This is a genomic window from Anabaena sp. FACHB-1237 (assembly GCF_014696225.1).
Lineage (GTDB): Bacteria > Cyanobacteriota > Cyanobacteriia > Cyanobacteriales > Nostocaceae > FACHB-1237.
Map to the genome: position 1 here is coordinate 24148 of NZ_JACJPV010000004.1, position 24186 is coordinate 48333.

Below are 24186 nucleotides of genomic sequence, written 5' to 3' on the forward strand. Positions count from 1 at the left end.
TTAGTAATGAACTAGGGTAAATGGATGAGACTCAAACTGTGACTATCTAAGAAGATAAAAGTACCTAATCCTATTAATACATAAGGCATGAAACGATTACCATATTGGGTGAAAATTTGAGCGATCGCTTGCTGATGAGTTAACCTATAGGCCATATAACACAAAACTCCTACCAATGCAAAGAAAATACCTAAAATCACTAACAAACCTTGCCCACTACTACTAGCAAAAATAGGAACATAAATACTAATGTTATCTGTACCATTAGCAAAAGTCACTGCTGCTACGCTATAGGTTTGCAAATTAAACCAATTTCCTAACATTTTTCCTAGCATTGATGGTGGGGATGTGTCTACAGTAGTTTCCTCATCTTCGTGATCATCTGTTGGGGAACTTAATAAACTCTTGATCCCCATGATAATTGGAACTATACCAAATAGTCCAATCCAAGGACGAGGAAAAATTAAACCTCCGAAAAAACCAGGCAAACTTGCTAATACTAAAGCGGTAAAACCTGCATACTGGCCTAGAACAATATGATGACTGCGAAACTTAGCATTAACTTGGGAGAAAAATAAAGTCAAAATGACTAAATCATCAATGTTAGTAGCACCAAAAGCTACTGTACCTGTACTAATTGCTGTTAATAAACCACTCATAAAGATTTGGGATTAGAGATTGTTGATTTGTGATTAATAATGGTTTTTTCCTGCAAAACGTTCATGAATTTCTGCAACCCTTTCACGCATTCCTGTTACTAAATGTGGTGAACGTCTTTTTTGCATAAAAAACCAACCACAACTAACAATTAAATACAGCATAAATAGGTAAGGGAAGAGATTATAAGGAGCTTCTGGAGCAGGAAATAAGCTATTACCAGGAATACCTAAACTACCAATAACCGGAATGATCATAAAACCCACAGCTAAAACTGAAAACATCACATCTATAGGACGGAGTTTCTTAATTTTGTGTAAATATACAGGAGCAGCCACAGAAATTAAAATGTAAACTGTTAAAAATCCATAACTACAAATAGCTCCTAAATAGCCCATACATTCAAATAATTTAATCTGAAATAATGACATAATCATCGGAATAATAAATGTCAAAAAAGAACACATTGTCACAGCAACATGAGGCGTTCTATTAGCAGAGTGAGCATTACCTAAACAAGCATGAAATAAACCATGACGTGCCATTAAAAAAGCTATTCTTGCCGCAGGATTAATGCTACCTAAAATGCAAGCAAAGAAACTAAATAATGCGCCTAAACCTACTAATTGTCCTAAAAAGCCTACCCCTGCTTTTTCAGAAAGAAAACCTAAAGGTTCTTCAGTTTTAGCAAGAGAAACACCAGTATCGCTAAAACCTAAAACTTCTATATAAGTTGTAGAAATGAAAAATAATCCCGCTAAAATTACACTACCCATGACTGCTTTTGGGATTGTTTTTAATGGTTTTTTTGCTTCATCACCTAAACTAGTTGCACTTTCAAAACCAGAAAAACCAAACATCACTAATACAAGTCCAGTGGCTATATTACCAGGATTAACACCTGATAAAGTTAACTGGTTCATATCAATGGCAAAACCTTTATGCGCCCAAATAATAATACATAAAACTCCAATTAAAATTAGAGAAGCAGCCTCTAACCATAACATTGCTACTGCCGAAAGTTGTACATCTTTGTAAGCTGCATACCAGGAAATTCCTGCACCAATAGCTAATAATGTAATGCTAGAAGCATGAATGCCTAAATGTCCAATAAATATGCCACTAAAATTAGCAAAACCACAAAGAACGGACATTCCTGTAAATAAATAAGCTAGTACCAAACTCCAACCACAAATTACTCCGGCAGTAGCTCCTAAACCTTGGGTAATATATGAATAAAGTGAACCGGGAGAAGCAGAACGACTAGCAAATTGATTAATGTTAATACTCACTAATAATAGTCCTATCAAAGCAATTAAAAAACTTAACCAACTACCATTTCCTGATAGTGCCACAATCAAACCAACGTTAGATGCTGGTATAGTTGTAGGTGCAATTACAGCAAAAGATTGAGCTAAGACCTCTGAGAAAGAAAGACAATTTGGTTTTAAACCATGAATACTTGAATGTGATAAATGTGAATTAATTTCCCTGTTCATTTTTCAGATTCCTTTTTGGAGAATAACGCATATATAGATAGACAATGGGGAGTTATTCCTGTCATTTTCATAAATATTTCATCATCCCTTATAAAAATGGCAAATGTTCCTTTTTTGGCAATATTGATACTTCTGTGAAATCGGGATAATCTCTGGATTTAACGACAATTCCCAACTGCCATTTATAGATATAAATATATAGATATCATCTTTATATCTATGTCTGCCAGTTTCTATCATTAGTTGTATTTTCTTTAACAAATGAAATATTACCTGATATCTGGTAATTTGGCAAGTATTTTTGATTAATTTTTTATATTTTATTTATTATAAATAAATACCCATAAGTGCATCGGAATTAGTGCTAATTATTGACTATAACCGGAATAATAAAAGTATTTTTTGACTAATTTTTATCTTATAATTAAACAATAGTTAATAAAAATACACTACCTAATTGTGAGGAATATTGGTGAGAAAATAGCGGAAATATCGCCATAGTCTAGTAATATTAATTCAGTACGTATTTCATTTTGGCTAATACTGAGTATTGAATTAATCTGAAATATATTGTTGCTAATTTCCATGAAAGATGGTAGCTTAGGACTGCAAATTTAAACCATAGGATCCTCGATCGCTTTGTTTATTTTCAATAAATTATAGATTAATATAAGAAGTAGAGGATCTGGGTGTTGTAACTACATAAATCTTATTAAAATACGGAACCACTGCCATGAAAAACCTCAAATACATATTAATGGTAACAATATTGTGTATCAGTTTATTATTTTCTCAATCTGCATTAGCTGATCCACCAAGCTATGATCAAAATCCTGATTACATATCATTAAATAAAGAATTGACGGAATTAGAAAATGTGAAAAATTCACCAACACCTGTGGAGGGTTATACACCAGAACAAATTAACAAAAGAATTAGTGAATTACAACTGCGTAAAATCGCTTTTGAATCAGGAATTGATTGGGGACAATGCATTAATAATACTGGAAAAACTTTAGCTATTTATGGACCAGAACCTAATTTAGATGAAGATGAATATTCTACCGGGGCAATATTATACTTTTTAGGTGATGGCCAAGGAACAAAAAATAAATGGAATTGCAAAGGTGTATATTTGCCAACGGATGTACAAGCTGTGGTTTTAGGAGCAAATGGAGAAAATCAACAATTAACAGGGAATACAGTAATTAAGGTTTTTAATGGTACTAAATTAGTATTAAAATCTAATCCGGATACAGGTATCATTGAATTTAATCCTTCGGGAATTTATGTTACTAAACCTGGTGAAGTTAACTGGTTTATTCCTAATATTTCCCAGGCAATTGTAGACTCAAAAGTTAGTAATGCACCTGTGAAAAAAGGTTAATATTGATAGATACCCGACTTTTTTAAGAAGTCGGGTATCTGGAGGATCTGATAGTTAAATAGGTTTAATGATCAAATTCATAGTAATTGCCCAAGCGATCGCTAACATCCAACCTGCTATAATATCACTGGGATAATGAACACCTAAATAAAGTCTTGTCCAGGCAATAAGTAAAATATATAAACTGCCTAAAGTCAAGACTAACCATTTTTGGGGAAGATACCAACTTAAAATTAATAAAATTGCCACTAATGTCATACTTGTCATAGAATGACCACTAGGAAAAGCATAACTCAATTCTGGTGCTTTTGATATCCATAAATGAGGACGAATGCGATGAATTAAAACCTTTCCAGTATGACTAATAAAGGCACTTCCTAAAGCTGTAAAAATCACATAGCTAAATTTTTTCCATTGTTTTTGGATCAAGAAAATAACAGATATCAAAACACAAATTGGAAAAATATTTTCAAATTTTCCCCACTGTGTTAAAAACACTGCAATACTATCTAACCTTGAATTAGCTAGACTATGAACCGCCAATAAAACTGGTACATCCCATAATAAACCTTGATCACCTCCCCACACTAAAACAGCTAATATTCCCACAATTTGTACAGGTAAATAAATTCCCAGGAATATTAATAAAGTTTTATGGGACATGAGGATATTTTTGGTGATCCTGAAACTATCTTGATCCTTAAAAATGTTTTCTTCTGCCATAAACACCCAAATTGAAAACTAATTATACTACATAATTAACCATATCAAATAAACACTCATAACCGTAGTTTCTATACAGCTATTTTTCCTATTTATTGAGATATTTTTTGCTATGAACACTAGACTTTTAAGAAATTTTATATTAAGATGATATTATAATCCGGTAAGTCGGTCGGAATTAAGAATTATGTGCTAAATTAAGTGAAGTAGCTGTTTACTGTTGTAGGGTGTGTTAAACAGAAAAATCCCTTCTAGTCTCAGCAGTTGCTCCTGTTTGACACATCTTACTACATTTTCTTTCCGTCACAAAACTTTTCAGTAGTAACATTAACAACTTCTTGCAGAACTATGGACTTCTTATTACTACCCGTTTTCAGCTTTTTCATTGGTACAATTGTAGGTTTAACAGGTATAGGTGGAGCATCACTCATCACACCCATGTTAATTTTTGTTTTTCAAGTACCACCTTCCGTTGCTATTAGTTCTGATGTAGTAGCAGCCACATTAATGAAAGTAGTAGGAGGTATCAAACATTGGCAACAAAAAACTGTAGATTTTGCCATAGTTAAATGGTTAGCAATGGGTAGTGTATCTGGTTCATTATTAGGTGTAGCGGTTTTACATCAACTCAGAAAAAGCGGAGGAAATAACCTGGATACTCTATTATTAAAATTATTAGGAATCATGATTTTAGTAGTAACAATTACAGCATTATTTCAAATGTTGTTGTTAACATTCTTGCCAAAAATCAATTTGCCAGAACTACCAAACTTGAACGTTAATACTAATAAAGGACGTTTTTTCACCTTAGTAATTGGTGCAATTTTAGGTTTTGCGGTAGGGATGACAAGCGTATCATCCGGTTCTATGTTTGCTTTAGTTTTAATCTCATTTTTCCGATTAGATGCACGTAAACTAGTGGGTACAGATATCACTCAAGCAGCAATTTTATTAATATTTACCTCCTTGGGACATTTAACATTAGGAACTGTGAATTGGGGTTTAGTAATTCCTATTTGGTGTGGTTCAGTTCCAGGTGTAATTATTGGTGCAAAACTCTGTGAAGTTGCACCACAAAAACCACTAAAATTTATTATCTACAGTATTTTAGTGATGGTAAGTTGGAAATTAGTAGGACAAGCATAATTGACAATTGCAAGACTAATTTTTTAAAATGAGGGTAAAACTACCACGTTCATACATAATTAATAAACCCAAACCAATTAACACAAAAGGAACAAAATTTTTTCCATAATGAGTTAACATATAACCAATAGTAGCTTGACGACTTAATAAATAAGCAATAGCACACCACACAGCAACCATAGTAAAAAATACTGTGGAAATTATTGCTAAACCAGGAAAATCTTGACCTGCAAATAGAGGTATATAAATACTAATATTATCACCTCCATTAGCAATAGTAACTGCCGCAACTGTATAGGTTTTGGGATGTAAAATACTCAATAAGAAAGAGAATATTTTATTAGGATGGGATGATCCTAAAATATCAATATTAGTATTCTGAACTTCTGTATTTTCTTGTTCTCGATTTATTAACTGTTTAATACCAATAAATATGGGTAATAATCCCAATAAACCGATTAATTCTTTTGGTATTATTAACCCACCAAAAAAACCTGGTAAACTGAGGATAATAATAGCAATAAATCCCAAATATTGACCAATGAAAATATGTCTCCTGCGAAAATTATCATCTATTTGGGCAAAAAACAACAGAAGAATGATAATATCATCTATATTGGTTGCTGTAAAAGCGATAATTGCTTGTGTCAAGGTTGTGAGAAAATGATGCATGGTAATTTGTTGATTAATTTGCTGGAAAAGTAGGGGTAAATACAGCAGTTTCCGTTATTATCAAGTACAGATGTTAATGATAAAACCCTTGTAACACAAGCATCTTGCTGTGTTCATAGTGTACCTCATGTAGATGGAATGTGCTGTAATACTAAACCCCTAGAATATACTATTATGATAATATTATGAAGCGTCAAATATTGAACATCTTGTTTTTATTATAGTTGACGCAAGATGTACCTGAAAACCTGATTTTCATGTAGGGGTAATTCATGAATTACCCCTACTGTCCTTCCCTTTTGTGTAATTCCTGTTTATGAATGATTTATTGACTACTATTACTACCGGAATAGTTGCCTTTATGGGTACAAATATAGATGATCTAATAATTTTATTGTTATTTTTTTCACAAATAAATGATAATTTAAAGATTTGGGAAGTAGTTTGTGGTCAGTATTTAGGTTTTACTATTTTAGTTTTTCTCAGTTTACCTGGTTTATTTAGTGGTTTGATTTTTCCACCGCAATTAATTGGGTTATTAGGATTAATTCCCCTAGCTATTGGTATTAGTAGTTTAGTCAATGAGAATATAGATTCATCTTTAGAAGTTCCCATATCTACCACATCAATTACTACTAATAATACTAATTTTTTAAATCCACAAATTTACACTGTTGCTGTAATTACTATTGCTAATGGTAGTGATAATATTAGTATTTATATTCCTTTATTTTCTAGCACAAACTTAGAGAACTTTTTAATAATTATTACTATCTTTTTTTTACTTTTAGCTAGTTGGTGTTATCTAGGATATAAATTAACCCATCAGCAAAAAATAGCTGATTTTTTCACCAATTATGGTAATTATCTGATTCCTTTTGTACTGATAGGTTTAGGGGCTTTTATTGTTTGGAAGAGTAATGCTTTGAGTCCGATGAAAATTATTGGTAGTTGTCTTTGTTTGTGGGTTTTGATGAAGAAAAGTTAATTAGATTAGTTCAAATTAAATCTGATTTAACCATTCACTTTCTTCAGGATCTTTAAATAGGGGAGTGCTAAGATAACGTTCACCATAACTAGGTTGAATCATGACTATTAATTTATCAGCATTTTCTGAACGTTTGCCAATTTGTAAAGCCGCATATAAGGCTGCACCAGTAGAAATTCCTGATAGTAAACCTTCTTCTTTTGCTAATCTACGACTATAGGAAATTGCCTGTTCATCACTTACTTGAATCACTTCATCTACCAATTCTGGACGATAAATTGTGGGAATAAAACCAGGTCCGATACCTTGTATTTTGTGGGGTCCTTGTTTCCCTCCTGATAATACTGGACTATTAACTGGTTCAACCGCGATCGCTTGAAAACTCGGTTTACGCTGCTTAATTACTTCTGATACTCCCGTAATTGTACCTCCAGTTCCCACTCCAGCAATGAGAATATCCACTTGTCCATCAGTATCTTGCCAAATTTCCTCTGCCGTAGTGCGTGCGTGAATTTGTGGATTAGCAGGATTATTGAACTGTTGTAACATATAGGCATTAGGGGTTTTCTCTACTATTTCTGTAGCTTTAGCGATGGCTCCCCGCATTCCTGCCACACCAGGTGTTAATTCTAACTTCGCTCCATAAGCCCTTAACATTAATCGTCTTTCATAACTCATACTATCAGGCATTGTTAAGATTAAATCATAGCCTTTTGCCGCTGCAATCATAGCTAAAGCAATTCCTGTATTTCCCGAGGTTGGTTCTACTAAAATTGTTTTTCCCGGAAAAATTAAACCTTGATTTTCTGCCGCTGCTATCATACTCGCACCAATTCTATCTTTCACAGAAGCCGCAGGATTCATACTTTCTAATTTAACAACTATCCTTGCTAATGATCCTGATATTAAGGGAATCTTATTTAATTCTACTAATGGAGTTCTACCAACTAATTCACTAATATTTTTCGCTATTTTCATTGATACACCTCTTGTTAATTAATTTTCAATTAAATATAATACATGGGACTTTTTTGAGTGCGAGACTGTATTTCCTGACATAAATCTTGCAGTGTATAGCCCTGCAAAACTTCTGTAGCAGCAACATTAGCTTTTTCCCATATTTCCACAACTAAAGTTTTTTCAATTGTGGGAGTTTCTGCATTTTCTTTTTCTTTTTTTTCACCTTCTACTAAGGTAATAATTTCTAATAGAGTAATTTGCCAAGGTTCAGGTACTAGGAGAAAACCTCCTTTTGATCCCCTTTGACTTTGAACAATACCAGCACGTCTTAACTGCGTAAGAATTTGTTCTAAATACCGTTCCGGTATGGGTTGTTTTGCTGTAATTTCATTCATTGTCAAAGGCACTTTTTGATCATGATGACTAGCTAATTCTAATAACGCTAATAGGGCGTATTCTACCTTGGCAGAAAGATCCAGAAGTGTATAGCTGTGGCTATTTAAGTCTGTATTCACAATAGTGCTGGACATTGATTCACATTTTTGAAAATTATTAATTGTCAGAAATTTACTATTAGCAATCTTTAAATACCTAACTGCTCACATCAGTTTATTATTGATTGACTAGATAATAATTTTGATAAAGAAGAAGTCAGTGATCTTGGTTTTTTTGATCATGATTTAGGATTGCTACTTTATTCTTATTCACGGTTATTTACAGAATATGTAAGTTATTCTTTGTATTTTTTAACTGTTTCCATAAAAACCGAATTTGCTTGTAGGCTTCTTCACAAGAAAGTTTACCTCCTGTTTGTAGTCCACAAATATAATTTACTCGTTGCGAAAAATCCTGAAGATGGGCATTAAATAACACATATTCTGGATCAAATTCGCCATGATAAGGACTACGGGGATACAAAAAATCTGAGAGTTCAGACAATAATTGTGTATGTTCTTTCATAAATACCTTCCAATGAAATATTTTCAATCAATTACTCCAAAGATAGTAAGTAAAATATGCCTTTTTCCTAATCTGGCAAAATTAGGTTTTTGGCATATTTCCTAGCTGTAAAAATTGACTGGCAATAAAAGTACATTAACTCTATAGACAAATCGTACTATTAGAGCGATATGGAAAGTATTACACAGATCAATCCAGAAAACAATACCTTATCAAAAAATTTTTCTAGCAGTACCAACAATGCCATATTTTGTATAATAGATAACTGATTATAGATACTTGATATTTTGCATAAGTGGTAGAGATGGACAGAAATGATCTATACTACTGTTATTCTATCAATTAAAAGTAGTATTTTATGATGTCATTGTACACAGGTCAAGGTGAATCATCTATTGATAAAACCGCACATAGTTTTAAAAGGCGATCGCGCTTACCAAAAAATCAAAGTAATATCTGGCAAATTAAAAGTGGGTTTATACTGAGTTATACTTATTTAGAAGATGGTACAGTAGTAGCATTAGGGTTATGGGGACCTGGAGATAAAATTGGCACAATATTCTCCAAAGTAGAACCGTATGACATGGAATGTTTAACGGATGTGGAATTACTTATAGGTATAGAAAATGATGAAAATCAACTTACAGAAACTTTATTTAAACATCTGCAACAAGCACAGGAACTAATGATAATTCGTACTCATAAAAAAGTGGAAATTATACTGTTTAAATTACTAGTATGGTTATCAAAAAAATTTGGTTCAGAAGTAAATGATCATAATTTATCTGGTAGTTTAATAGATATGCGTTTAACTCATGAAGATTTAGCAGCCATAGTGGGTTCTACCCGTGTAACTATTACTAGAGTTATGGGACAATTAGAACAAGAAGGATTAATTAATCGGCTATCCTTAAATAGAATTATGGTCAAAGAAGAAGAGACTTGGTATTATGAAATATGAATTTGTAGTTGTGCTTTAGCACTGAACTTAGAGCCAAAGCTCAACTACGAAATGAGTTACTACTTCATATCATAACCAAATAGATTCGGATCAACTTCTCCTAATACTAAATCCGCTAAACCATATTCAGCCCAACGTCTATCTACCATCCCTGAAATTTCAGGATCAGACTCTAACGGTTCTCCCCATTCATGTTCTGTTTCAGGAGGTATTTTTGTAGTGGCATCTATACCCATTCTCCCACCTAAACCAAGTTTTTCACTAGCAAAATCTAGGGTATCAAAAGGAGTATTTGGTAATATGAAAACATCCCTAACGGGATCAACTTTAGAACTAATTGCCCATACTACTTGACGCGGATCTCTAATATTGATATCCTTATCCACAACTATCACAAACTTAGTGTAAGTAAATTGCGGTAATGCACTCCAAAAAGCTAAGGCTGCTCTTCTGGCCTGACCAGGATATGCTTTATCTATGGCAATAATGGCAGCTTTATAACTCAATGCTTCCATTGGTAGGAAGAAATCTACTATTTCTGATACCTGTTGCCGTAAAATAGGGGTGTAAATACGGTTGAGGGCGATCGCCATCATCGCTTCTTCTTTCGGTGGCCGGCCACTAAATGTAGTAAGATAAATGGGATCTTTGCGATGCGTCATACACTGAAAACGCACTAAAGGAGAATCTTCCACACCTCCGTAATATCCCATGTGATCACCAAACGGTCCATCTGGTAAAACTTCCCCAGGAGTAATTGTTCCTTCTAATACAAATTCTGAGTCTGCGGGTACTTCTAAATCTACTGTTTTACATTTGGCTAATTGCACTCCAGAACCGCCATAAAGCCCCGCAAATAACCATTCCGATAAATCTACGGGAATGGGCGTAGCAGCCGCCATAATGATTAAAGGATCAACTCCTAAAGCGATCGCTATCTCTAATTTCTTACCACATTGTGCCGCTTTGCGTAAATGTCTCGCACCTCCCCGCACTGATAACCAGTGTACAGTCATAGTATTTTTAGATTGCAGTTGTAAACGATACACCCCCACATTAGGCGTACCCGTCTCACAATCCTTAGTAATTACCAATCCTAAAGTAATAATCTTCCCTGCATCTCCGGAGTAAGGACGTATTAAAGGTAACTTATTTAAATCTACATCATCCCCTTCAATAACCACTTGTTGACAAGCGGGGAAAAAATCTCTTCCTGGTTTGGCCTTGACAACATCAAATAATACCTTACCAAAGTCTATAGCTTGAGCGATTTTTTTCGGAGGTTTAGGTTGTTGAAGCATACTTAACTTCTTACCTAAAGTTTCTAACTCCTCTGGTTTTTCCATATTCATAGCCCAGCATATTCTTTCCACCGTTCCCATTAAATTCACTGCAACGGGAAAAGATGCACCTTTGACATTTTCAAAGATTAAGCCTGGACCACCTTTTTGTAGCATTCGGTTAGAAATCTCCGCAATTTCCATATCTGGGTTAACTAAAGCCGAAATTCGCTTTAATTGTCCTCTTTCTTCTAGAATTTTAATGAATCCCCGTAAATCTCTAGCCATATTTAGTGAAAAATTAAGAAATGTAAAGTCTTCTTTATCTTAACTTGATATTTATATGTGGATGATTTTTTTTCGCGCAAAATTGCTAGAAGCAAAGACACAATAAGACACAATAGTAAAAATCATAAACTAATCAAGTTTTTCATTTCTCACTGTGTTTGTAAGCTAAAAATTAAGAAATATAAAATTTTTTCAGATTAACTTGACATTTATATAGTATTCTTGTACTATATAAATATGATTAATATGCAAAGTCGCAGAAAATGCATGAATTTTACAACATATTACAACACATTACAACATCAACTCAATTGAGGATAAATTGATTTATTTGATTTATCCTAGACAATATTCTTTGTAAAACTACCATTGGTGCAATTATGGCAAGTCACAAAACAAAGTTTGCTATTTATAACCTAGCAGGAAAAGAAAAATCATACTATTTAGCAGAAAAAATAACTGTGGAAATTAAGCCTGAAGCTATTCCTAAAAAAGCGATCGCTCATAGTATCATTATTATTGATCGTTCTGGTTCAATGTATTATGATATTGAGGCTTTAAAAGAAACTTTAATTAAACTTTTGACTCTGGATGAATACAGTAATTCACAATTAGTTGTGACTTTGATTTCCTATTCTTCTAAAGGTGATGTAACTTGTCATTTCCAGCGAGTATCTATTCAAGATGTTATGGCTAATGATTCACCTTATATAGCAGAAATCAAAGCTATTAAAACAGGTTGTTTAACTTGCATTTCTCAATCTTTAAAACTAGCTCAAGATTTGATCAAACCAGGTGAATTAACTGCCATTACTTTACATAGTGATGGTTACGCTAATGATAGCAGTTTTAATGCTGAATCTAAGACAATAGAAGCAATATGTAATGATTTACAAAATATGGATGTTTTTGTAAATACCATAGCCTATTCTCCCTATTCTGATTTTAAATTTTTAGCTAAAATCGCTAATTCTGTTTCTGGTAGTTGTTTACAAGCTGGCAATATTAAGGAAGTATATGATGCCCTTTATAATACAGGCAATATATTAAAAGAAGCTACCGGAATAGTTATAGAAGAAACTTTAGCTACTGACTACAGTTATCAAATATTTTTCTCTCCCACAGCTAAGAAAATTAATGGTACAAATCAAACTTTGAAAGTTTTTGGTTTGAAACCAGAAGATCAGGCATATATCTATAAATATAAGCAAATTACCCAGGATGCTTATAGCCAATTAACAGATATTTCTATTGCCCAAAATGATCAATCTGTGTATCTTTTTGCTAAGGCTAATTTGGCAGATGGTAACTTGAATACTGCAAAATATGCCCTTGCTAGTACCTTCAATGCCACATTAACAGAACGACATTCTAAAGCCTTAACTAATCAAGATATTGCCAGTTTTTCCCAAGATTTAGATATTGCTATTTTTTACCCTCATGTTTTAGCCGAATATGAAATATTAGATCATGTAAAAGTTAATGATAAAATTGCCATTTTAGACTTGATAGAGACTTTATCAAAACATAGTCAACATATTATTATTAACCTCAAATATCTACAAGAAACTTACCAAAGAAAAGGCGTTAAGCGTGTTAATGGTACGCGGGGAGAAAATGGGGAATTAATCAAACCTTGGTTAGAAATAGAATATATTGAACCAGGTGATTATGTCCAGATGGGTAGTTTTGACATTAACCGCAATACCGCCACAATTAATATGTTAATTCAGCGTAATATTAAGCTGGTAAAATCCGCAGATAAAACTCCAATTACAGAAGTTGCTGGTGTGTTATTAAATGATTTAAGGACTTTTAACAATTATACCATTGTCAGCGACGGAGAAATTAATGTTAAGGCTTTAAAGGTGAAAATTAGTAGCAAAAAAGCCTTTGATGAATTAAATACAGTTGGTGTTATTGATGGAGAGGAATTTGATTTTCAAAAGGAATATACTTTACAATTACAAGGTTTACCATTACTGAACTTTGCAGAGAATTATCAAAGTATTGATGGTTTATTTACTCAATTGGCAGAAATTAAGGTTTTATCTAGTATTCTTGCTGCCCATTTACGCTCAGAGTCTGATGTTTTTATTCCTGCACAAATAGACGAATTAAAGAAACATTATCTTTCCACAAATCTATATCTTAATTTTCCCACCACTAATGAATATACAGATTTAAAAATAGCTCTATCTGATGGTACAGTGGATTCCAGAATTAGCTATAAAATTGATATTGGCAGTAAGGAAATTCTCAATTTGAGTAAGTTATCATCTGCTAATCAATTTCTTGATAAAAGATATGAAGTGTATGATGCAGTTACGGGAGAAATTTTCACTAAGCCTACTTTTGAATTGGGGTTAAATCAAAATATCGCTTTTCGCGCTAAGTCTGTATCTGCAAGGACGAAAATTACTAAAGCTGATGATTTGATGAAAGTGGTTTTCAATGATTTTCTAGAACTAGAAAATAATGGTAAAGTAGCAGAAATTTTAAACCTCGTTGGTGCTGGTAGTTTAGCTGTATTATTGCAAGCAAAACACGCGGGTACATTTATCAATAAACAGGAAATTATTAACGCTATGACAACGGCAAAAAATCAGTTACAGGAGTACACAGAAACAGTTTATCGGGAAAAAATTTCACCTTTAGTGTTTTATATTGGTGCGACTGGGTTGTTACCTGATGAAATGAATGCCCAAGCAATGACTGCGGATGAATTAGGTAGTAAATATACTGATTTGCAGTTTTCTAAAAGTGAGCAGGAGGGAACATTTTTTGTATTTGGAGATACTGTAATTAGTGTTTATGCTCAAACTGAATATTTCAGTAAAATGTTAGTTTCTGCTAGTTAATAAATTAAGACTTACGCAAGTGTCACACTAAAAAATCTGTTGAGTGAGTGCGTCAGATATCAACAATTTGGTTATTTACATGATTTACAGCAGTTTCCGTTATTATGAGGTACAAATGTCAATTATCAAACCCTTGTAACACAGGCATCTTGCCTGTTGATAGTGTACCTCATTTACCTCAAATATGCTGTATACTGTCTGACGTGGTTGGCGAGCTTGTCGAACCTACCAATGTGCCAGTTGCGTAAGTCCTGTTATAATTAGAGACGTATAAGATGCTTGCACTACTGTAATATTAGCTAATAACTAATAGCTGATCCAATCACTCCAACTACCTGCATAAAGTTTACCTGTGTTAATTCCTGCTAATTCTAAAGACAGTAAATTAACACAAGCAGTAACACCTGAACCACAATAAACTAAAATTTCTTTAGCTGATTTAATATTTGACCATCTTTGAGATTGTACAGATAAGGGTATTAACACACCAGAATTATCTGTTAATTCTTGCCAAGGATAGTTAACAGCGCCAGGAATATGCCCCGCTATTTTATCAATAGGTTCACGTTCTCCTCGATAGCGATCGCTTTCTCTGGAATCTACTAAAACCACATCAGGACTATCTTTTCTCGCTTTTACATCTTCAATATTTACTAACAATTGTGGTTGTAAATTTGCTGTAAATTTCCCTAATAATATTCCTGATTTTTTTAGAGGAGTAATCTCTGTCATGGGATAACCGCCATTTTCCCAACCTTTTAAACCACCATCTAAAACAGCTACTTTTTCATGACCTAAATAACGCAGTAACCACCATAACCTAGATGCAAAAGCAAAGCGAGAATCATCATAAGCTACTACTAAAGTTTCTGAAAAATTAACACCAATTCCTGCTAACTTTGCTGTTAAAATATCAATATCAGGTAAAGGATGTCTACCTCCATGTTCTTGCACTGGACTTGATAAATCCTGATTTAAGTCTAAATAGTAAGCCCCTGGAATGTGACTAGTTTGATATTGTTGTTTTCCTAATTGCGGATCCGCTAAAGAAAAACGACAATCAACAATCACAACATCAGGATCTTCAAGATGTGCAAATAACCATTGAGGAGAAACTACAAATTTGTGATTATTCATGATTATTTCAGCATTGATTACAAAACTACACAAAGCAAAATCTAATCCTGGAGAATATTACCTGTTTATTTCCACAAATGTCAACTTCAAATAATTAATTTTATGTTAAATAATTCTACACCTAATTTCACACCTCAACCAACTGCCGATGGTTCTTTCACCTTTATTTCTCCAGAATTTGGGGAGTATTTTCATAGTCATTATGGCGCGAAACAGGAAAGTTTTCTCAAGTTTGCAGCACCCACACAACTAGCAAGTTTAGCTAAAAAAGGTAGTGTCAAAATATTAGATGTTTGCTATGGTTTAGGATACAATACCGCTGCCGCTTTAGAAACTATTTGGCAGGTAAACCCCAACTGTCATATTGAGATTATGGCCTTAGAACTTAATCCCCAAGTTCCCCAAGCTGCCATTAATCATCACATATTTCATCAGTGGGAAAAGCAATATCAAGATATTTTAAATAAAATAGCTTTTTACCATTATATTCAAACTGATTATCTACAAATAAATTTACTAATTGGTGATGCGAGAACCTCCATTTCTCAAGTTCATAAATTAGGCTTTTCCGCAGATGCTATTTTTTTCGATCCATTTTCACCTCCTAAATGTCCACAACTATGGACGGTAGAATTTATTACTCAAGTATCTCAGTGTTTACATTCAAACGGTTTATTAGCTACCTATTCCTGTGCTGCATCTGTACGTACTGCATTATTTAAGGCTGGTTTAGTTATAGGTTCTACCCCACCTGTGGGTAGACGTACCCCAGGAACAATAGCAGCTTATCCTCAACGTTTATTAGATTTACCTAAACTTTCACAAGCTGAACAAGAACATTTGCTGACTCGTGCAGCTATTCCTTATCGTGATCCTACTTTAAGTGATTGTGCTCAAGTAATATTAAATAGGAGAGAACAAGAACAACTAAATTCTAATTTAGAACCTACTTCCCAATGGCGAAAACGCTGGTATATTTAGTATTTATGCGTTACTAAATTATGGTATGATTATTACATTTATTTCGCCAATTAGCGAAGCAAAGCACTTACGTTAAGCGTAAAGTTTCAAATTTTGAATTTGTCAATTTCATACCTGAGTTCCGCAACGCGGATTTTATGATAGCAGATTAGGCTTGTAGCCTGATTTTTAGAGATGTTTAATGGTAGAATGTCAGGAAAATAACTACAAACTACAAATCAAAGAAAATGTCTGTGAATATCATAGTTGCCTATTTGCATTATCTCAGTTTAATGTTGAGCTTTACTGCTCTGACATTAGAAGCATTTATCTTAAAAATGGAACTGAGTTTACAAGATGCTTGGAAAATAGTCATTGCTGATGTTGTTTATGGTATATCCGTAGTTAGTCTTCTTGCTACTGGTGTGTTGCGTGTTCTTTACTTTGGCAAAGGTGCAGATTATTATTTACATAACCCTTTTTTCTACATCAAGTTAAGTATATTTTTAGTGGTAGGTTTGTTATCTATTTATCCTACTATCTCTTTTATTAAGTGGATAAAAGATTTGCAACAAAATCAAGCACCGCAATTAGAAGAAGTAAAATTAAATCGTCTACTTTGGTTGATTAGGGGTGAACTTATTGGTTTTGTTTTAATTCCCTTGTTAGCAGCGACTATGGCCAGATATTCACCTTAATCAGTAATCAGTAATCAGTAATCAGTAATCAGCAAACTGACTGCTGACTGCTGATAGATTAAATTAGCGGATCTTGAGTAAGATAATTGTAAATTAAATTTTAATTAGCCATAAAGGAAAAAAACAGATGTCAATAACAAAACCGACAATTTTAGTAACTGGAGGTGCGGGTTATATTGGTTCTCATGCTGTGTTGGCTTTAAAATCGGCAGGGTATGAAGTGATAATTTTAGATAATTTAGTTTATGGACATCGTGATTTAGTAGAACAGGTTTTACAAGTAGAATTGATAGTAGGAGATATTAGCGATCGCTCTTTATTAGATAATATTTTTCAAACTCGCAAAGTTGACGCTGTAATGCACTTTTCCGCCTATGCTTATGTAGGAGAATCTGTCACAAACCCAGCTAAATATTATCAAAATAACGTCGTAGGAACATTAATATTACTAGAAGCTATGACAGCAGCTTCTATTAATAAATTTGTGTTTTCTTCTACCTGTGCAACCTATGGCATACCCCAATTTATTCCTATTACCGAAGATCATCCCCAAAATCCCATTAATCCCTATGGCGCAACCAAACTAATGGTAGAAAGGATATTAGCTGATTTTGATGTAGCTTATAACTTAAAATCTGTCCGTTTCCGTTATTTTAATGCTGCTGGTGCTAACCCTGATGGATTATTAGGAGAAGATCACGATCCTGAAACTCATTTAATTCCTTTAATTTTACAAACAGCATTAGGAAAACGGGAATTTATTTCTATTTTTGGTACAGATTATCCCACTCCTGATGGTACTTGCATTCGTGATTATATCCATGTTAATGATTTAGCCGATGCCCATATTTTAGGATTAGAATATTTATTAAATGGTGGAGAAAGTGAAGTATTTAATTTAGGAAATGGTAATGGTTTTTCAGTCAAAGAAGTGATTGCTGCTGCAGAAGAAGTCACAGGAAAAGTAATAAATGTTAAAGAATGCGATCGCCGTCCTGGAGATCCTCCAGCGTTAATTGGTACTAGCGAAAAAGCCATAAAAATGTTGAATTGGCAACCACAATATTCAGGTATTAAAGAGATAGTATCTCACGCTTGGCAATGGCATCAAAAACGCCATAAGTAACATTAAGTGAACATCCCGGACTTCTTAAAGAAGTCCGGGATCTGAAATTCACTATCACTCCTTGATAGATGTTGGTTTTCCTTGTGCTATAATCTAATAGTTTGACGGTGGAAAATTCTCAGCTAGTTTCAAATCCCCACTGACTATAACTATAGAATGTTAGTCACCAATTAGAGTTATTGTCTCCTAAAACTCCAAAGCTAAATACTTTGAGAGGGTAGCGATCTCATAACCTATAGTTATAAATGTACATCCTTTCCACAAAGTCAGCTTGTTCGTGTCCGTAATTCCCTACTGGTTAAAGAAGTAGGTGATATTAAATTATAAAATACAATCCCATAATCAATATACATAACCAATATCAACTTATGAGTAAAACATCAATAAAATCAGGAGAAAATCTTTACCAACAGGATTTTTACCTCTGGATAGAAGATACAATTAACAAGTTAAAAGCGCGAGATCATGATAATTTAGATTGGGAGAACTTAATTGAAGAGGTAGAATCTTTGGGTAAAAGTCAACGTAAAGCAGTAAGGAGTTTTTTAATACGGTTACTAGAACATTTATTAAAACGGTGTTATGTACCAATGTCAGACTGTTATCGAGGTTGGGAAATAGAAATTAGAAATTTTCGACAAAGGTTAATGATAGAATTAGAAGACTCACCAAGTTTGAAAAATTTTGTTTTGGAAATTCTATCTCAAAGCTATGAAATGGCCTTAGAAAATGTCAGAGATAGTTATCCTGAAGTTTACTTTTCTGATATTTGTCCCTTTCCCCAGAATGTAGACAGTTTGTTAACTAAAAAGTTTTGGGAAGAATAATCACTAACTACAAACATTTTTATTAAATTCCAAAATGGTTTATATTTTATCCATTGTTTTAAACTTATCAGGAAAATATTGGGGAGTTACACCCACCATTAATGTTGATTCATCATATATATTTAATTCTATATCCCGTGAGCGATCGCTGAATAAATTTGCTTGATGTAAATGTCTAAGCTAATGTGCAGCACTCACTGTATAATTAAAAAACCTGAAGTTACAGTAGCACAAGCATCTTGCTTGTATTAATTATTCAAGTTAAAGGCACAACAGCTTATTAGCGAGAAAATGTACCACTTGATTACTAGAACCACCACAACCTTTACATTTCACCTTACTAACTGGTATATCTTTTTGATCTCTAAATTTAAAATGTCTAAATCTACCCCTTTGTAAGCCATAAAAATCTTAAATTGGCAACCGCAATATTCAGGTATTAAATACATAGTATCTCACGCTTAGTAATGGCATCAAAAACACCCTAAGTAATATTAATATTATATTAAGATCCCCGACTTCTTGAAGAAGTCGGGGATCTAAGGGGATCTAAGTTTACTGATTACTACCCTCTTTTATCTGCTTGCATCATAAATAAAACAATACCTAAAATGATAAAAATTCCTACCAATAAACTGGATAATAAGCCAATAATACTGGGACTTTCTTGAGGTTCAATTATATTATCTAATAATTGTTTTGTATTGGCTTTTATATTTGGATTGATACTTGGTTTTGTATTAGTTATGTTCACAGATTTTCCTGTTGCCACCGTCACCGAAAAATGCAAATTAAAATATTCAAAATCTCCTGATTTTATAGGTTTACCTGTTAATTGTAATAGATAATTCCCCGGTTTAGGAAAAGTAACATCTGCCCCAGGTATTCCCTCATATCTTTCAGCCTGAATAGGTTTTAAAGTTGGTTGTAATAATGGTGTTTTTTGATTATTATGAGGTTCATTATAAATAGATAATTGACAATTACAATCTTCTAAAGGAATAACTTTACCACCTTGCCGAGTTAAAGCCAACCAAACTTGAGATACTTCTCCAGCAGTGGGAGTATCATTAGGTTCAATGTGCAAAGTGGCACCAACATTTTTATCAATTTTAATTGTATGGCCTACAACCACATTATTAGTAGTCAGGATAAAACTCAAAATTACTAATACAATATGAGTAGTAAATTTAGCGTGATTTTTGCGGAGGAACATAAAATTTTTTCCAGTTAAATTGTAACCAAAATAAGCGAGAACGTAATAATAAAACCATGAAAAGTATCATCAATAAAATAATAGATGCCAACCTATTCGTCCAATTTAATTTTAAAGCACCCAGGTAATGAGAACCAATTAAAATTGTATGAATAGCAGTTAAAAGTAAAGCTGGTAAACTCAGAAGATGGATTTTTCTCCAAAGATTACCTAATGATTTTTGCAGAAAATCAAAACTTGTACAAGCCGCAGGAGTTATCAATATTAATGCTATCAATCCTGCCATTATTCCTAATTGAAATTCTACAGGAAAAAAGGAAATAGCGGCTAAATTCCATTGTAAAGAATGTTCAATACTATGAATACTATGTACAATTGCCAATATAAATGATCCTACTCCTAAACCACGACGATAACGTAAAAGCGCAGGAAAAAAATAGTTGAGAGGACGGGCAATTAAAGAGAGTATTAAACAAATTAAAGCTATATGTCCTGTATAATCTGTCATGGTATTACCTGTTCTCAACAGAGTAATTACACCAATAATTAATGTTACCCATCCACCCAAGCTAAATAACTGACTACGTTTATCTTTACTCATTAAAGCAGTGGAAACTCCTACTCCTAACATACTGGGTAAAGTACCAATTCCAAAAGCTAACATAGTTATTGTTCCATCCCATATATTACCTGTAGCAGCAGCTTTAATTTGAGCAACGTATAAAAAACCACAAGGCATTAAACCCCAGGTCATACCTAAAAGTATTGGTATCCACCATTGTTTATTAATAGATAATGCAATCATGCTTTTACTAAGACGATCATGTAAATTACTTTTTAAAATAGGATGTAATAGGGGAATAGCAGGTAATAAATTTGGTTTAATTTGTACTATACCGAACCAAATTAACATTATTCCTGTAACAATTGCAATGACACGACGAAAATCACTACCTACACCTGCAATTTGTCCACCTTCCACTAATACTGAGCCTACTACGCCAATAATAGTACCCACCAAACTATAGCTTAATATACGTCCTAAATTAAGTAGTATATGAAATTTTAATTGTGTTTGTAATTGTTTTTGCCAGATAGAATTTTCTTGCTGCTGGGAAAGGGAAAATGCAACGGTTAAAGGTCCACACATCCCAAAACAATGGCCAAAACTACCGAGAAACCCTAATAGTGTGATCAGAGATAAGTCAAGTATGTTCATGGATGATGGATATAGTATAATGGTTCACCAATGATAATCTGGTGATGTGAGTTTATTTTACTGGGGTAATTTTGTCAAAAGACAAGTTATAAAACATTATTTTAAAATAACTTTTCAATAACTTTAAAAAATACAGGACTTACGCAACTGGTACATTAGTAGGGTGCGTCAGATATCAACAATCTGTTTACTTACATAACTTATGCTGTCTGACGTGATTGGTGATCTTGTCGAACCACACCCTACATCAGTTAGATATCAAGAATTTATTGACATGATTTATACTCTTTGACTAACCCTACTAATGTACTAGTTGCGTAGCGTCAGTCCTGATTTTAATTAATGATTTTCATAATTTATTCACAATAATCTTCTATTGTAAATTATTTACAGCAGTTTCCGTTATTATGAGGTACAAATGTTAATAATAAAACCTTTGTAACACAGGCATCTTGCTGTGTTCATAGTATACCTCATGTAGATGGAATGTACTGTATTAATAAAAAAAGACCCCCGGTTATAATGGCCGAGGGATTCTGCAAGTCGGAATTATCGCACAAAGACATTCGCATTCCTACAATAGCAATATCATTATTTAAAAAACTGCCAAAATGCCAAAATTAAACGTAAGTTAAGTTTATTCAACATTATTTAATATGAATAAGCAGTTTAATAAATATTATCTAAGCTCCTAACATTTGTAAACTGTGTAAAGTGGCATAAAATCCACCATTTTGTAATAATTCCTCGTGACTACCTTGTTCAATTAATTCTCCTCTTTTCAACACAAAAATTCTATCTACATTACGAATTGTTGATAATCTATGGGCAATAATAATGGCTGTACGCTGTACTAAAAGACGATTTAAAGCCTCTTGTACCATAGCTTCCGTTCCCAGATCCAAACTTGCAGTAGCCTCGTCAAGTACCAAAATTTGCGGGTTACGAATAGCAGCACGGGCAAAAGCTAAAAGTTGTTTTTGTCCACTAGAAAGATTTGTACCTCGTTCTCTTAATTTAGTATCATAACCATGAGAAAGTTGCTGAATAAATTCAGCAATATGGGTTTTTTCTGCCGCTTGTTCTACTTCTGCAAAGGTGTAACTATCACCTAAAGTAATATTACTTTTTACGTCTCCAGCAAACAAAAACGCCTCTTGTAAAATCACCGTCATGTACCGTCTTAATTCTACTTGAGGAATATGTTTAATATCTATGCCATCAATTAAAATACGTCCTTCTGTGGGATCATAAAGTCGACATAAAAGGCGAATAATAGAACTTTTTCCTGCACCTGTGGGACCGACTAAAGCTATTTTTTCTCCTGGATGAATAATGAAATCTAAATTTTTCAAAACATAATCATCATCTTGATATGCAAAGGAAACATTTTCAAATCTAATTTCTCCTAATTCCGGTACAGTAGTAAAATCTTGAGATTCTAATTTAGGAACTATGTCATTAAGATAATTAGCAGCATTATTGAGAATTGAAGTTTGTGTTTGAGGATAATCTCGAATTTCTATGGGTTCATCTAAAATATCAACCACTCTTTCTACCGCAGTAAAACCAGATTGAATAGTAGTAAATTTTTCTGCAAAATTTCGCAATGGTTCAAATAATTGTTGGGCATATAAAATAAAGGTTGATAGGATACCAAATGTAATATATTGCCCTAACAATAACCAACCTCCAATCCATAAAACTCCTGCAACCGCAACTAACGCAATCCATTCTAAGGTAGCAGAAACAGCCGAATCATACCAAATTGTAGTATCAACTTCTTTGATATAATTTTGATTAGTTTTTCTAAATAATTCAGCATTAAATTTTTCTCTGCGGAATAATTGCACTACATTAATACCGACAATATTTTCTTGCAATTGGGAATTAAGTCGAGAAAGTTCTTCTCTAGTTTTATAATTAGCATATCGAAATTTTTTCTGAAAATACACAATTAACCAAGTAATGGGAATCAATATCAAGATTAACAAACTAGCTAATTGCCATTGAATTAAAAACATTAAACCAATGATAATTAACATCGAAACTAAATCAGAAACAATACCAACTGCCCCAGTGGAAAACACATCTCCTAAACTTTCTACATCACCTGTTAATCTAGTAATTAGTTTACCCACAGAGGTGCGATCAAAAAATCTCACAGCTAAGGATGTGATATGAACAAATAAGTCCTGCCGAATATCAGCAGTAATTTTTTGCCCTAATTTTTGCACTAAATAACCTTGGATACTCGTTAATACTAAACGAATAGTAATTGAGAATATTAATAATCCCAAAAGAATATTTAAGCCTTGCCATAAACTAAGATTTTTTAAGAAGAAATATGTCCCTGGTTCCTGGCGAATTACAGATATTACTTGTCCTATTAACATTGGTTTTACAGAACCAGCGATCGCTATAGGAATTAGTAATAACATAGATACCCCTAATAATCCAATTCTCCGTCGTGCATAAGGTACTAACCGTAAAAATAACCACCAGTCATTATTACGAGAACGGCCTTTTTTATTAGATTCATTTTTCCCTGGATAGATGCTCATAAACACTGTGCTTTTGATGTTAAATAAAGTTAGTTAAAGTTAGGAAATAAAGTTTAT

The 24186-nt window shown here is 33.3% G+C and carries 22 protein-coding genes; 10 read left to right on the top strand and 12 right to left on the bottom strand.

The genetic code is table 11. The features are described 5' to 3' along the window. Positions 1 to 11: 11 nt before the first annotated feature. Together H6F32_RS02855 and H6F32_RS02860 are read right to left on the bottom strand one after the other, a co-directional pair. On the bottom strand, positions 12 to 659 hold the full coding sequence (locus tag H6F32_RS02855) for a cadmium resistance transporter (protein ID WP_190367833.1): 648 nt from the start codon (positions 657 to 659) through the stop codon (positions 12 to 14). A 33-nt stretch (positions 660 to 692) separates the two neighbouring features. Then, entirely contained in the window at positions 693 to 2156 is a 1464-nt protein-coding gene (locus tag H6F32_RS02860; protein ID WP_190367834.1) for an APC family permease, read from the bottom strand. A gap of 733 nt (positions 2157 to 2889) precedes the next feature. On the opposite strand from H6F32_RS02860, the gene H6F32_RS02865 reads away from it, so the two are divergent. Then, positions 2890 to 3543, top strand: coding sequence for a hypothetical protein (locus tag H6F32_RS02865; protein ID WP_190367835.1), 654 nt, complete (start codon positions 2890 to 2892; stop codon positions 3541 to 3543). 54 nt (positions 3544 to 3597) lie between these two features. Here H6F32_RS02865 and H6F32_RS02870 read toward each other — a convergent pair whose 3' ends face one another. After that, positions 3598 to 4266 carry a phosphatase PAP2 family protein gene (locus H6F32_RS02870; RefSeq protein ID WP_190367836.1) on the bottom strand — a complete coding sequence of 223 codons (669 nt, stop codon included), beginning with the start codon at positions 4264 to 4266 and terminating at the stop codon, positions 3598 to 3600. Between the two features lie 348 nt (positions 4267 to 4614). On the opposite strand from H6F32_RS02870, the gene H6F32_RS02875 reads away from it, so the two are divergent. Continuing rightward, entirely contained in the window at positions 4615 to 5412 is a 798-nt protein-coding gene (locus H6F32_RS02875; RefSeq protein WP_190367837.1) for a sulfite exporter TauE/SafE family protein, read from the top strand. Between the two features lie 15 nt (positions 5413 to 5427). Here H6F32_RS02875 and H6F32_RS02880 read toward each other — a convergent pair whose 3' ends face one another. Beyond that, positions 5428 to 6084, bottom strand: coding sequence for a cadmium resistance transporter (locus tag H6F32_RS02880; protein WP_190367838.1), 657 nt, complete (start codon positions 6082 to 6084; stop codon positions 5428 to 5430). Positions 6085 to 6400: 316 nt separating this feature from the next. Between H6F32_RS02880 and H6F32_RS02885 the strand changes: the two genes are divergently transcribed. Then, positions 6401 to 7072, top strand: a complete 672-nt coding sequence (locus H6F32_RS02885; protein WP_190367839.1) for a cadmium resistance transporter — start codon at positions 6401 to 6403, stop codon at positions 7070 to 7072. A 15-nt stretch (positions 7073 to 7087) separates the two neighbouring features. Here H6F32_RS02885 and cysK read toward each other — a convergent pair whose 3' ends face one another. The 3 genes from cysK to H6F32_RS02900 form a co-directional block, all read right to left on the bottom strand. Continuing rightward, positions 7088 to 8050, bottom strand: a complete 963-nt coding sequence (cysK, locus tag H6F32_RS02890) for a cysteine synthase A (protein ID WP_190367840.1) — start codon at positions 8048 to 8050, stop codon at positions 7088 to 7090. 29 nt (positions 8051 to 8079) lie between these two features. Continuing rightward, positions 8080 to 8562 (bottom strand): Rrf2 family transcriptional regulator, encoded by a 483-nt coding sequence (locus H6F32_RS02895; protein ID WP_190367841.1) that lies wholly within the window; start codon positions 8560 to 8562, stop codon positions 8080 to 8082. Between the two features lie 184 nt (positions 8563 to 8746). After that, positions 8747 to 8992 carry a hypothetical protein gene (locus tag H6F32_RS02900; RefSeq protein WP_190367842.1) on the bottom strand — a complete coding sequence of 82 codons (246 nt, stop codon included), beginning with the start codon at positions 8990 to 8992 and terminating at the stop codon, positions 8747 to 8749. Positions 8993 to 9350: 358 nt separating this feature from the next. Here H6F32_RS02900 and H6F32_RS02905 point away from each other — a divergent pair, with 358 nt between their 5' ends. Further along, positions 9351 to 9953, top strand: a complete 603-nt coding sequence (locus tag H6F32_RS02905) for a Crp/Fnr family transcriptional regulator (protein WP_395939575.1) — start codon at positions 9351 to 9353, stop codon at positions 9951 to 9953. A 59-nt stretch (positions 9954 to 10012) separates the two neighbouring features. Here H6F32_RS02905 and H6F32_RS02910 read toward each other — a convergent pair whose 3' ends face one another. Continuing rightward, the gene (locus H6F32_RS02910) at positions 10013 to 11521 is read right to left on the bottom strand and encodes a UbiD family decarboxylase (RefSeq protein WP_190367843.1); all 1509 of its coding nucleotides are present in this window, start codon (positions 11519 to 11521) and stop codon (positions 10013 to 10015) included. A gap of 380 nt (positions 11522 to 11901) precedes the next feature. Here H6F32_RS02910 and H6F32_RS02915 point away from each other — a divergent pair, with 380 nt between their 5' ends. Beyond that, a complete protein-coding gene (locus tag H6F32_RS02915) occupies positions 11902 to 14382 on the top strand; it encodes a vWA domain-containing protein (protein ID WP_190367844.1) in 2481 nt (826 codons plus the stop codon). A 306-nt stretch (positions 14383 to 14688) separates the two neighbouring features. On the opposite strand, the gene H6F32_RS02920 is transcribed toward H6F32_RS02915, so the two are convergent. Beyond that, positions 14689 to 15519 (bottom strand): sulfurtransferase, encoded by an 831-nt coding sequence (locus H6F32_RS02920; RefSeq protein WP_190367845.1) that lies wholly within the window; start codon positions 15517 to 15519, stop codon positions 14689 to 14691. A 102-nt stretch (positions 15520 to 15621) separates the two neighbouring features. On the opposite strand from H6F32_RS02920, the gene H6F32_RS02925 reads away from it, so the two are divergent. From H6F32_RS02925 to H6F32_RS20840, 5 genes are all read left to right on the top strand, one after another. Further along, on the top strand, positions 15622 to 16500 hold the full coding sequence (locus H6F32_RS02925; RefSeq protein ID WP_190367846.1) for a tRNA (5-methylaminomethyl-2-thiouridine)(34)-methyltransferase MnmD: 879 nt from the start codon (positions 15622 to 15624) through the stop codon (positions 16498 to 16500). A gap of 227 nt (positions 16501 to 16727) precedes the next feature. Next, entirely contained in the window at positions 16728 to 17177 is a 450-nt protein-coding gene (locus tag H6F32_RS02930) for a DUF2214 family protein (RefSeq protein WP_190367847.1), read from the top strand. Positions 17178 to 17304: 127 nt separating this feature from the next. Then, a complete protein-coding gene (galE, locus tag H6F32_RS02935; RefSeq protein WP_190367848.1) occupies positions 17305 to 18303 on the top strand; it encodes a UDP-glucose 4-epimerase GalE in 999 nt (332 codons plus the stop codon). Positions 18304 to 18671: 368 nt separating this feature from the next. After that, positions 18672 to 19130, top strand: coding sequence for a DUF29 domain-containing protein (locus H6F32_RS02940; protein WP_190367849.1), 459 nt, complete (start codon positions 18672 to 18674; stop codon positions 19128 to 19130). Positions 19131 to 19164: 34 nt separating this feature from the next. Next, a complete protein-coding gene (locus H6F32_RS20840) occupies positions 19165 to 19296 on the top strand; it encodes a hypothetical protein (protein ID WP_277875028.1) in 132 nt (43 codons plus the stop codon). Positions 19297 to 19695: 399 nt separating this feature from the next. Here the strand turns inward: H6F32_RS20840 and H6F32_RS02945 are convergent, their stop codons facing one another. The 3 genes from H6F32_RS02945 to H6F32_RS02955 form a co-directional block, all read right to left on the bottom strand. Next, complete coding sequence (locus H6F32_RS02945) at positions 19696 to 20346, bottom strand: hypothetical protein (RefSeq protein ID WP_190367850.1); 651 nt, start codon at positions 20344 to 20346, stop codon at positions 19696 to 19698. After that, the gene (locus H6F32_RS02950) at positions 20321 to 21559 is read right to left on the bottom strand and encodes a sulfite exporter TauE/SafE family protein (RefSeq protein ID WP_190367974.1); all 1239 of its coding nucleotides are present in this window, start codon (positions 21557 to 21559) and stop codon (positions 20321 to 20323) included. The genes H6F32_RS02945 and H6F32_RS02950 overlap by 26 nt, the downstream gene beginning before the upstream one ends. Positions 21560 to 22248: 689 nt before the next feature. Next, complete coding sequence (locus tag H6F32_RS02955; RefSeq protein ID WP_190367851.1) at positions 22249 to 24129, bottom strand: ABC transporter ATP-binding protein; 1881 nt, start codon at positions 24127 to 24129, stop codon at positions 22249 to 22251. Positions 24130 to 24186: the final 57 nt, after the last annotated feature.